Annotated in this window: 11 protein-coding genes; 7 read left to right on the forward strand and 4 right to left on the reverse strand. The window is 54.3% G+C overall.

Annotated features, from left to right (window positions below):
• Positions 1–379 precede the first annotated feature (379 nt).
• From ACR0IV_RS18090 to ACR0IV_RS18100, 3 genes are all read right to left on the reverse strand, one after another.
• Positions 380–799 (reverse strand): hypothetical protein, encoded by a 420-nt coding sequence (locus ACR0IV_RS18090; protein WP_480692813.1) that lies wholly within the window; start codon positions 797–799, stop codon positions 380–382.
• A 257-nt stretch (positions 800–1056) separates the two neighbouring features.
• The gene (locus tag ACR0IV_RS18095; protein ID WP_480660334.1) at positions 1057–1446 is read right to left on the reverse strand and encodes an ectoine synthase; all 390 of its coding nucleotides are present in this window, start codon (positions 1444–1446) and stop codon (positions 1057–1059) included.
• Positions 1447–1463: 17 nt separating this feature from the next.
• A complete protein-coding gene (locus ACR0IV_RS18100) occupies positions 1464–2213 on the reverse strand; it encodes an SDR family oxidoreductase (protein ID WP_480660332.1) in 750 nt (249 codons plus the stop codon).
• A 121-nt stretch (positions 2214–2334) separates the two neighbouring features.
• Here ACR0IV_RS18100 and ACR0IV_RS18105 point away from each other — a divergent pair, with 121 nt between their 5' ends.
• Positions 2335–3210 carry a LysR substrate-binding domain-containing protein gene (locus tag ACR0IV_RS18105; RefSeq protein WP_480660330.1) on the forward strand — a complete coding sequence of 292 codons (876 nt, stop codon included), beginning with the start codon at positions 2335–2337 and terminating at the stop codon, positions 3208–3210.
• 398 nt (positions 3211–3608) lie between these two features.
• Here ACR0IV_RS18105 and ACR0IV_RS18110 read toward each other — a convergent pair whose 3' ends face one another.
• Positions 3609–4250, reverse strand: a complete 642-nt coding sequence (locus ACR0IV_RS18110; RefSeq protein ID WP_480660328.1) for a TetR family transcriptional regulator C-terminal domain-containing protein — start codon at positions 4248–4250, stop codon at positions 3609–3611.
• 190 nt (positions 4251–4440) lie between these two features.
• Here ACR0IV_RS18110 and ACR0IV_RS18115 point away from each other — a divergent pair, with 190 nt between their 5' ends.
• The 6 genes from ACR0IV_RS18115 to ACR0IV_RS18140 all read left to right on the forward strand — a co-directional run bounded on the left by ACR0IV_RS18115 (position 4441) and on the right by ACR0IV_RS18140 (position 11650).
• A complete protein-coding gene (locus ACR0IV_RS18115; protein WP_480468892.1) occupies positions 4441–5304 on the forward strand; it encodes an ABC transporter permease in 864 nt (287 codons plus the stop codon).
• Positions 5301–6095 (forward strand): ABC transporter permease, encoded by a 795-nt coding sequence (locus tag ACR0IV_RS18120; RefSeq protein WP_480468893.1) that lies wholly within the window; start codon positions 5301–5303, stop codon positions 6093–6095. The genes ACR0IV_RS18115 and ACR0IV_RS18120 overlap by 4 nt, the downstream gene beginning before the upstream one ends.
• A 20-nt stretch (positions 6096–6115) precedes the next feature.
• Positions 6116–7231 (forward strand): ABC transporter ATP-binding protein, encoded by a 1116-nt coding sequence (locus ACR0IV_RS18125; RefSeq protein ID WP_480660325.1) that lies wholly within the window; start codon positions 6116–6118, stop codon positions 7229–7231.
• Positions 7228–8283, forward strand: coding sequence for an ABC transporter substrate-binding protein (locus ACR0IV_RS18130; RefSeq protein WP_480468895.1), 1056 nt, complete (start codon positions 7228–7230; stop codon positions 8281–8283). The genes ACR0IV_RS18125 and ACR0IV_RS18130 overlap by 4 nt, the downstream gene beginning before the upstream one ends.
• A 92-nt stretch (positions 8284–8375) precedes the next feature.
• The gene (locus ACR0IV_RS18135; protein WP_480660323.1) at positions 8376–10442 is read left to right on the forward strand and encodes an FAD-dependent oxidoreductase; all 2067 of its coding nucleotides are present in this window, start codon (positions 8376–8378) and stop codon (positions 10440–10442) included.
• 8 nt (positions 10443–10450) lie between these two features.
• Positions 10451–11650 carry an aromatic ring-hydroxylating oxygenase subunit alpha gene (locus ACR0IV_RS18140; RefSeq protein WP_480660321.1) on the forward strand — a complete coding sequence of 400 codons (1200 nt, stop codon included), beginning with the start codon at positions 10451–10453 and terminating at the stop codon, positions 11648–11650.
• The last annotated feature ends 19 nt before the right edge of the window (positions 11651–11669 follow it).

Here is an 11669-nt window from a genome sequence, read left to right on the forward strand (position 1 = left end):
CCAAAATCCAAACAACCCGTTCGATCTACAAACAGTCCACCGGACTGTTTGCTTAACGATCAAACCTCGGCAGGCTCATAACCTGAAGGTCGTAGGTTCAAATCCTACTCCCGCAACCAATACTTCCAGTCAGATATCAAGTACTTAGCGCCCCAAGGGGCGCTTTTCGTGTTTGCGGCCTTAGCGCCCGGTGCTACGCCTCACAGCAAAGTTAGGCACCCCAGAAAAATCGTACGCGTTACAACTGACCGTAAGCGTTGCATCTGACCCTCAAATTGGCGTCTTCCGGCATAGGCATCTAAAGCCTATATTGGCGCCACGCGCCAATACGGAAATTCATATTTGTGTCCTTACGGCTCAAACTGGTCATGGAGCTATCCTAGGCTGGTTGCCCATCGGGCGGTTCTGGTTGTGCATCAGCATAACGGACACGTTGATACGATGCCGTATGGGACTTGCTGTCCATATCCATGTCATCGGTGCCCGCTTCGATAAGCTGGCGGTTGATCTCGTCTACCATGGCATCCTTCATGACCCTGCGCATGAATTGGCCCCATGTGCCGGGTTGAATGATCACGATGGCTTTGACATTTGCGCGGCTGGCAAGACCATCTTTCAACGCAAAGGCACCGGGCAATACACTGGCCCTGCAACACAGGCCAGTCACGCTGATGGAGGCGTTTTCATAGCCAGGAAAGCTGGTTACAAAATCCACAGCTGCCACGAAATCATGGCTGTCTTGCTGAGTTCCCATAGCGAATGGGACGGCGCCTTGATCGCCCCCCATGGTTCCGGGCATCGAACATCAGGACGGTGTATCCGGCATCATGGAACGCCTTGGCCGTTCGGGTCAGCTCGACAGCTTCACCCTGATGCGTCAACATAGATCGACTCTGAGGAGGAAGCGTTGCAGGATTTACAGATGCGCTCAATGCCCAGATTGGATCGTTTTCAAGTAACATATCGTATGTGAAACAAAGACGTGCGCGTTCCCTGCAATTACTGCAGAGATCTTAAAGTGCCGAATTCCGCGTTCGGAAGGAACCTATTGTGTTTTCATAGTTCAACTGGTGCATAGCTTCCGTCTTCGCGGTGAACTTCGCGACCGCTAAGCGGTGGATTAAATACGCAGACAAGTCGCAGATCAGCGTCTGTCGCTTGCACTAAGTGCCGGTCATTTTGATCCAAAGCATAGAGGGTGAATGGTTCAAGGGAATGCCAGGTTTCATCGCAAGACGCTCTGATCTGCCCTAGGCCCTCGATACAGTAACACGCCTCTAGATGATGGGTGTATTCAAGCTCAAGCACGATACCTTTTTTGATGATCGTATCCGTCAGCGAGAACCCCATCCCATCCGAGACAAGCAGTAACCTTCTGCTATTCCAACCCGGACCGGAAACGTCTCGATCTGTACCAAGGATATCTGAGAGTGCCGTAACAATCATTTATCATCACCTATTCTCTAACGAACTGCGCGGTTCATCCCGCCGTCGGACAGTATACTCTGACCGTTGATATACCGGGCTCCATCGCTGGCAAGAAACACGCAGGCTTGTCCAATTTCTTCGAACGTCGCAGGCCGCTGCGCCGGGATGGACCTGCGAGCTTCCTCAGACAGGTTCACGTTCTCGCAAAAACCAGGCAACAGGTTGTTCATGCGAATGTTGTGCCGCGCATACCGATCCCCGTAAAGCTTCGAGAAACTGTGCAAAGCGCCGCGCAACATACTCATGGGATAGGGCGCGCGTGGCTCAACCGCATTCATGGACGAGATGTTTACGAAAGCACCCCCGCCTTGTTCAATCAGAATGGGCGTGACGATACGGGCAATCTTCACGACATTCAGCACATACATGTCTAGGCTTTCGTGCCACAACGCGTCACTGAGTTCCAATAGTGGCCCATCGAAATCAGGATCGAAGCTGACGGTTTTGATGGCTTCCGGCACTGTTCCGCCGTGGCCCATGTTGCTGACAATTGCATCAATCCGGCCATACCTGCTCATGGTGCTATCGATCATCGCTTGCAAATCATCGACATCCAAAACAGAGCCGCGGCGACCTATACCTCCAAGTTCTTCCGCCAGTTCGACAGAACGGTTGGAGGGGGACATCAGCGAGACTTTGTAGCCAGCCTTTGCCATTTCAATGGCGCAGCCCCGGCCAATGCCTTGTCCTGTACCTGTCATCAGCGCAACTTTGACTTCGGGCATAGTGTTTACTCCCTCTGGGCGCATTGGGTGTGAGATTTACTAGGTTGAGATCAGTATAACTTCTCAAACTTCAGGGTGCCTATCGAATTTTTAGAACATTGCTGTTAGATTTTCTCACATGATGGAAAACCTCAGACATCTTAGGGCGCTTCAGGCCTTTGACGAAACCGCAACCCATTCCAGCCTGACTAAGGCAGCGGATGTTCTGAACGTTACCCACGGGGCGATCAGCCGGCAAATCAAGTTGCTGGAACTGCATCTTGGCGTGACGCTCTTTCACCGCCGCCCCAATGGCGTTGAACTGACCACCGCCGGGGAGCGCCTGCATCAATCGACACGCAGCGCGTTTTCTGCATTGCAATTGGGCGTGACGGAGGTGAAGCGATTACATCACCGCCAGTCGATTACAGTGTCCCTGTCAACATCGCTGGCGCTCAAATGGCTTGTTCCGTTACTAAGCTCGTTTCAGCAAGAGCATCCGGGTATCGCACTGTTGCTGGACACAAATGATGCCTATGCAGATTTTGAAACATCCGAGGTCGATGTAGCTCTGCGGTTTGGAGAACCCGGCTGGGATGGGTTGTATCATGAGCAAATAAGACATGAGGAACTGATTGTCGTGGCGGCGCCGTCCCTTGTTGACCAAGCAAAGCGACCAATGCGTGCCGAAGACGTGGCTGCTCTCCCACTATTGCACGATGCTTTCAACGTTGGATGGGAAACCTGGGCTGTGCAAGTCGGGCTGAACGCAGATCAGATCAACTCGCAAAGTATCAAATACGTCGACAGTGCCGTTCTGTTGGAGGCGGCGATTGACGGACAAGGCGTGGCCTTGGCAAGACATCTCTTGGCAGAGAGAGACTTGAAACTTGGTCGACTGATCCGTCTTGATGATAGCCGTGTTCCGCTGGATCGTGGGCTCTACTTCGTCTGCCGCCCGGGCGATCAGGAGCGGGAATGCGTGAGAATTTTCAAGAAGTGGCTTATGTCGATTTGACTGCCAGAAGTCAGATAAAGCGCGAGTAGATTATTAGACCGACTTAAGGAATGATTGCACCAGATAAAGCCGGGTCATCTGGGAGAGTGCGATATGGGTAAGGCCGTCAACCATGTGCTTTGATACTGGGAGGACCCTAGGCGGATTGTCGAGAGCGGCTTCATCGATCTGGATATCGCTTAAGGGTCAAACGACGAATGTCCTTTACGATGCTCCCGCCGCGACTCGGCTTGAATCTGGGTTTCTTTCTCGCCTCCGTTTCTTGACGGTTTAGAAGAGCGAGAAGCTCTCTTATGTGGGATCGCCTTATACTGCCCCATTGGTGCGGACGTCAGATACTTAAAGGATGGAAATTAGCCTATTCAGAAGTGGTCAGATAGGCACTTAGCGTTAGATATTCATCCGAACATCAAGGCGCCGCTCAGGTCAAAGTGCTTGGGGAACATCGCTCGTAAAAATCGGAACACAATTCTCATTGCCTCGTTACGATCAAATGAATCCGGATGGAGCAGGTAGTCGGTCCACATACCTTCCAGCATTGCGAGTGTGCCATGAGTTGCGTCGCGTGCGACCTGATTGGGGTCTTCGAGTTCAGCTTCTTTCGCAATGCGAGCGAAAGCGTTGAAAACCAGATTTCGAAGCTTTGCATCGCGCGTGTCTGAGAAGGCAGCGATTGCGGCTCTGTTTCGGGCCTCACCTCGAAATGCATACCAAATGGAGACATTCTTCTTGTTGAGGATGGTTTCGCTCAAATCACCCCGAACAATCATCTCGATATGTTCCTGGCCAGTTTGTCCGGTCGTTTCCAGCAAAGAGTTGATGCCACTGTAGTATTGTTCGGACGAGTGACGGGCAGCTGCATCCACGAGGTTGTCTTTGCCGCCGAAATGAAGGTGAATCATACCGCGGGATAACTCGGCACGTTGAATGATTTCACTGACTGAGGTCTCGGAAATTCCCTTCTCGGCAACCGAGTCGAGTACTGCCTCGATCAGAGACAGGCGGTTCCGTTCGCGAATTTCTTGGCGTCTTCCAGTCATTTGGTCAGGCGGTTCTGTTTGTTTTCAGTCTCTTGCGGTGCCTTCTAGCGGTTCATGCGAAATTGGCCAGCCCTGCTTGTGAAAATATCAGTTGACACAGCCAGTCCGAAAATTCCAGATTTAAATGGACGATTGTCCATTTTGTGATGAATGTCGTTGCGCCACCGAAAACAAAGTTCAGCAGGGAAGTATGGCCGGAGTCATAAGAAGTGAAACGGGCAAGGGCCTGGCACTGAGCGCACCTGCGACGCTCTATGTCGGCCTACTTGTTGCTGTGCCTCTTTGCATTCTTGTCGCCTACAGTTTCTGGACCCAGACCTATGTCGAGATTGACCGCACACTGACCTGGGCGAATTACCAAGAGGCGTTCACGGACCCCTTGGTTCGGCATCTGATGATCCGGTCGGTTGCGATTGCGGGTGCGGTGACGCTGGCGACCGTCTGTCTGGCCTATCCGATTGCTTATTTCATCGCGTTTCGGACGCAAAAGAAGACGCTTTGGCTATTGCTAATCACCATTCCGTTTTGGAGCAGCTATCTGCTGCGGGTGTTCAGTTGGAAGCTGATCCTCGGCTTTAACGGTGTGATGAACTCGGCTTTGATTTCTTTGGGGCTGATACAGGAACCGCTGACATTCCTGCTCTATAACGAATTCGCCGTCGTCCTGACGCTCGCCCACGCCTGGGCTCCATTTGCGATCCTGCCGATTTATGTGTCGCTCCAAAAGATCGACCGCAGCCTTTTGGAAGCCGCGACGGATTTAGGTTGCAGCAAACTCGAAAGGTTTGTCCGCGTGACTTTGCCCCTGACAGTGCCGGGGATCATTGCGGCTTGTCTTATCATTTTCATCCCTACGGTGGGGGATTACGTCACCCCGGCTCTGGTCGGTGGATCGCAGGGCAAAATGGTGGCCAATTTGATTCAGGTGCAATTCGGTGCCGCCAATAACTGGCCGTTGGGCGCAACCCTGTCTCTGCTTGCCATGCTTTCGGTTGGCTGCGTCGCAATCCTGTTCGTGGTGGTCGTCACCGCACTGGGGCGGAGAATCCGATGAGCAAGGCATTTCGTATCCCTTGGCTGCTTGTCTATGCCGTCGCTTACCTGGTGTTTCTCTATTTGCCGGTTCTGCTTTTGCCGCTGTTTTCGTTTAACGACGGAACCATCGTGGCCTTCCCGCTCAAAGGGTTCACGCTGAAGTGGTACGCGCAGTTGGGTCAGCAGGACACGCTGCTACAGGCGATGGTCAATTCGCTGATCGTCGGGTGTGTGACCGCTCTGATGGCAACGTCTTTGGGGCTGTTCGCCGCGCGGGCCTATGTTCGGTACCGTTTCGCGGGACGGGAAGTGTCCGAAGGGCTGGTCATGCTTCCGTTGGTCATCCCCGGCATTATCGTGGCCAGTTCCATGCTGGTACTGTTCATCAGCATCGGGCTGAAACCATCGCTGACAACCGTGATCCTTGGCCATGTATTTGTGGCTCTACCGTTTGCGGTCTCGATCATGAAATCCGCCTTTGACGATTTCGATCAGTCTCTGGAAGAAGCGGCCTTTGACCTCGGCGAAAGCGTTGTCGGAACGTTTCGGCGTGTCACTCTGCCGATTGTTGCGCCCGGCATCATCGCCAGCCTACTGGTTACGTTCACCGTGTCTTTCGACGAGTTCGTGCTGGCCTTCTTCCTGTCTGGCAACAGCCCAACCCTGCCAGTTTATATCTGGAGCCAGATTCGCTTCCCGGCAAAACTGCCCAACACACTGGCACTGGGGTCGCTGCTTTTGATGTCCTCAGTCCTGCTGTTGTTGATTGCTGAGTATTTCCGCCGCCGTTCCACACAATCCTCGGATTGAAGCCAAAGGAAACGAATATGATGAGCGAACAGAACATCATCGAAATTCAGGGCGTCGAAAAACGCTTTGGCTCCTTTGTGGCTGTGTCCGATCTGAACCTCACGTTGAAAGAGGGTGAGTTCTTTTCGCTGCTTGGTCCTTCGGGCTGCGGAAAGACAACGGCTTTGCGTATCATTGCAGGTTTTCAGGATCACGAAGAGGGCGAGATTCGGATCGATGGTCGGACGATGGGAGAGGTGCCTGCCAACAAACGTCCCACCAATATGGTGTTTCAAAGTTATGCAATCTTTCCGCACCTGAATGTTGGCGACAATGTCGGGTTCGGCTTGCGCAAGACAAAGCTCTCGCGCAAGGAAATCAACGAGCGCGTCGCCGAAGCGCTTGAGATGGTCGAGCTTGGCGGCTTGCAGGACCGCAAGGCCAATGAGTTGTCGGGCGGCCAGCGCCAGCGTGTGGCGCTCGCTCGTGCGCTGGTTATGCGGCCGAAGGTGCTGCTGTTGGATGAGCCCCTTTCCGCGTTGGACAAGAACCTGCGCGAAGCCATGCAGCTGGAAATGCGCCGCCTTCAGCAAAAGCTTGGAATTACCTTCGTGATGGTCACGCATGACCAGTACGAGGCGATGACCATGTCTGATCGGATCGGTGTCATGTTCGCCGGACAGCTCAAGCAGGTCGACAAGCCGGAGGTCCTGTATTCTCAGCCATGTAATCGCGAAGTGGCGTCTTTCATCGGCGGAATGAACTTTCTGAATGCTGAGGTGACGGCTGAGAATTCGGAAGCGTTGGAAGTAGATGTTCAGGGTTTTGGCCGGATGACGATCGGGGTGAACCCCAATGTTCAGGTGCATGACAAGGAACTGCTGGTCGGCGTTCGGCCCGAGCAATTGGAGATCAGCGCGAAACAGCCGGATGGGTATGACGCTTATGTACAGGGCGAGGTGTCGGACGTCGCCTTCTATGGTGAGAGCGTCCACTATTACGTGCGTATTGACGGACTGCCCGAAAGCATCGCCGTCGCAGTACCAAACTACTTTCACACAGTCGATCACACCCGAGGCGATACCGTCTGGCTTGGCGTTCAAAGCGCCTCGGTAATCGACTTAGGCAAACGTGAATCTTTGGGAGGAGACACATGAATAAAACAGCATCACTTACGGCAGCAGTCATTGCCACCTTTACCGCCAACCAAGCGCTGGCCAATGCAGCCGATCTGACCGTCTTTGACTGGTCCGGATATGAGGATCAGGGCTTCTACGGCGATTATGTCGAAAAATACGGCGGCGCACCCAGCTATACCTATTTCGGCAGCGTGGAAGAGGCGTTTACCAAGCTTCAATCCGGGTTTGAGGCTGATCTGGCCCATCCCTGCACAGACGCGCTGAGAAAGTGGGTTGCGGCGGATATGCTTAAGCCGATCGACACCAGCAAGCTGGCAAACTGGGACAAGCTGATGCCCAAGATCAAAGAGGTCGACGGCATCACGATTGACGGGCAGACCTACATGGTGCCGTTCGAGTGGGGCAACACGGGTCTGATCTATCGCACCGATATGATTTCGGCGGATGATGTATCGCTGCAATTGCTGATGGACCCTGCCTATCAGGGCAAAGTTGCCATTCCGGACGCCGCCTCCAGCGCCTTTGCCATGGCCGCGCTGGCAACCGGTGCCTCCAGCTATACCGATATGAGCGACGAGGAATTCCAGAAAGCGGCGGATTACCTGCGTGCCATACACCCCAATATTCGCTTTTATTGGTCTGATGCGGGTCAGTTGGATCAGGCAATCGCCAGCGGAGAGGTTACGCTGGGTTGGGGTTGGAACCAATCAGAGCTGAACCTGATCTGGAATGAGACGCCCGCGGTCATGATGCGCGATGTGGATAAGGGCATTGCCACGTGGGTGTGTGGCTATGTGCATTTGAAGTCCTCCAAACAATCCGACGAGCAGGTCTATGACATGCTGAACGCGCTCAGCTCTGCTGCAAGCGGCAAATACATCATCGAAAGCTGGGGGTATGCCCATTCCAACGAGGACGCGTTTGCGCAGGCGGATCCAGCGCTGATCGAAACCTATGGGTTCTCGGACGTTGACAGCTTCTTTGACGGCAGCCTGTTCTTCGACGCGGTAAACCCCGAGCTTGAAGCCAAGATGTTGAAGGAGTTCGAACGCATCAAAGCAGGCTTCTAAAAACACCTTAACGACACAGCAGGGAATGGCAGGGCAAGCGGCCCTTCCATTCCGGCAGAAATATTTCCAATTTTTCTGGAGGAAGCGCGGCGATGTCAGGCGCTGACGGATACTCTGTTCTCTTCGAACCGGTTCAGATCGGGCCGGTGACAGCCCGAAACCGTTTCTACCAAGTGCCCCACTGCAATGGCATGGGGCATTTAAGACCGCAGGCCGAAGCCGCCATGCGGGCGATGAAGGCCGAAGGTGGTTGGGCTGTTGTGTCCAATCAGGAGACGGAAATTCACCCCACGTCTGATCTGTCCCCTTATGCCGAAAACCGGCTTTGGGACGAGCGGGATATTCCGGCGCTTCGCCTTATGACCGAAGCGGTGCATGACAAGGGTTCACTGGCGGCCATTGAGTTGGCGCATAACGGCCACCATGCGCAAAACCACCTGAGCCGGGCGCCCTTACTGGCGCCTTCAGAACTCTCCTTACAAACCGCCTACCCAAAGCAGGCACGGGCGATGGACAAGTCTGACATTCGCGAGTTTCGCAAATGGCACCGCGCGGCAGCACGGCGCTCGCGCGAGGCAGGCTTTGACGTTGTGTATGTGTATGCCGGGCATCACATGACCCTGCCGCACCACTTTTTGTTGCCGCAGTTCAATGACCGGACCGATGAATACGGCGGCTCGTTAGAGAACCGGGTGCGGCTAACACGAGAACTTCTGGAAGAGACCAAAGAAGAGGTTGGGGACGATTGCGCCATCGCCATCCGTTTCGCGGTTGATGAAATGCTCGGGTCCGATGGGATGCAAGCGCGGGAAGAAGGTCGTGCTGTTGTCGAGTTGCTGGCAGAGTTGCCGGATTTGTGGGACGTAAACGTTGCGGATTGGAGCAACGACTCTGCGACAACTCGCTTTGAGCCTCGAGACGGCTTTCAAACCTCATACATCGAATTCGTCAAACAGGTGACCTCCAAGCCCGTTGTAGGTGTCGGGCGACTTTCTTCCCCGGATTTGATGGTATCGCTGGTCAGGAGGGGCATTCTTGATTTTATCGGCGCAGCACGTCCATCGATTGCCGATCCATTTCTTCCCAACAAAATCAAAGAGGGTCGCGTCGAAGAAATTCGCGAGTGTATCGGCTGTAACATCTGCGTTTCATCCGATGCGCTGGGCGTTCCTATCCGGTGTACGCAAAACCCGACGATGGGCGAAGAGTGGCGGCGAAAATGGCATCCTGAGATCATAGAGCGCCGTGGAAAAGAGGAATCCGCGCTTGTTGTTGGCGGTGGGCCAGCCGGTCTTGAATGCGCCATGCAGCTGGCGCGCCGGGGCTACGAGGTCACCCTGGCCGAAGCGAAACAAGAGCTTGGTGGCCGCGTGTTGCAGGAGTCTGGCCTGACCGGGCTATCCGCCTGGAAACGCGTGACGGATCACAGAATCTACGACCTGCAGCAACGCGGAAATGTTCAGCTGTTTACCGACAGCCGCTTGTCAGCAAGTGAGGTTGTTGAACTGGGCATTCCGAACGTCTTTTTGGCAACCGGGGCAATATGGCGGCGCGATGGTCGCGGGAAATCCGCGTTTCAGGGCGTTTCAATAGGCGCAGGCTCTCAGGTTTTCACGCCGGACGACGTCATGTCCGGGATAATGCCGGCGGACGGCTCAATTATGGTCTACGATGATGATCAAGCTTATCTCGGCGGAGTGCTGGCGGATCACCTGGCTCAGGCCGGGCAAGAGATCGTCTTTGCAACGCCGGCCTCAATGGTTTCGCCGTTTACCGAGTTGACGCTGGAACAGACCAAAGTACAGCGCAGCCTACTGGAAAAAGGCGTTCGGCTGCTGTTGTCACAAACCTTGGCCAGCGTCGCGCCCGGTCAGGCGACATTGCGGTGCGCTTATACAGGGCGAGAACAATCCATCGAATGCGGCTCTGTGGTGTTGGTGACGCAGCGCGCGCGCGAAACCACCCTTTACGATGAGCTGCGAAGCTTGCCCGACAACCAGCTGACTACGTTGGAATTGATCGGGGATGCCTCGAACCCCGGATTGATAGCGGACGCCGTTTATTCTGGTCACATGGCAGCCCGAAACTTCGAACGCGATCCGGATCATATCGACCGCGAGTTTTTCCGTCGGGAGGTCGTTTCCCTTGAAACTGAGTGAGGTGCGCTATGCCAAAGGATGACTTGCAAGTAATGCGCGACTTGATGGACGCGCAGCGGGAAGGGTTCGCTTTGCCGCGTCATTTCTATACGTCTCAGGCAGTATACGAAAACGATATCCGAACGTTCTGGAACCGCAACTGGATCTGGGTCGGCCATGTCAGCCAGATTACCGAAGCCGGTGACTACTTCCTGTTCGACTATGGGCCCGAGTCCATCATTGTCGTTCGGGATCGCGAGGGCGAGGTGCGTGCGCATCTGAACGTTTGCCGCCACCGGGGATCGCGGGTTTGCATTGAACAAAAGGGCAAGGCGCGCAACTTCATATGCCCCTATCATGCGTGGACTTTTGACCTGAATGGTAAGCTACGAAACGGACGGTCAATGGGGTCGGATTTTGATCCGGGTCAATATGGGTTGTTTCCGGTTCAGGTGAAGATCTTCCAAGGTCTGATTTTTGTCTGCACAGCAGAAGACGCCCCGTCGCTGGATGCTGCGTTGGAGAGGTTGGCCCCTCTGTCAAAGCCGTTCGATTTTGAGAATCTGAAAGTCGCCCATGAAGCCTCGTATCCGGTTCCTGCGAACTGGAAACTGGCCTTGGAGAATTATTTGGAATGTTATCACTGCGCGCCATCCCATCAGGACTATTCACGCAGCCATTCGCTGAAAGACCCCGCTCAGGTTCTGGAGTTCAGTGGGGCTCTTCTTGAGCGGATGGAAGAAGCCGGAATTCCCTTGGAGGAGTTGGACGTGACCGGAGAAAACGCGGTCGCGCCGGGTGCAGATGTCTATTGGCGGCGCTACCCGCTATTCCCCGGCTATTTGACTGGCAGCAAGGACGGCGCCCCACTGGCACCACCCTTGGGTGAGTTAAAAACTCATGATGGCGGAGCCACCGATCTGGGGATTGGGACGCTGAACTACTTCCTCGTCTATGCAGATCACGTGGTTGGGTATCGGTTTGTCCCGCGTGCCTTGCAGGAAACTGATATTCAGATTGTCTGGTACGTGCGCGGCGATGCTGAAGAGGGTCGCGATTATGATAAGGATGCCCTGACATGGCTGTGGCATGTCACATCGCTCGATGACGAACGGATCATCCGTCACAATCAGGAAGGCGTAAACTCCCACCGCTTCGTGCCGGGACCGCTGTCCGAGATGGAATGGAGCATTCCCGGCTTCTATCGCAACTATTTCAGCATGATCTGACACGCTCAGAATTCGGAGA

Source organism: Ruegeria sp. C2 (genome assembly GCF_056537765.1).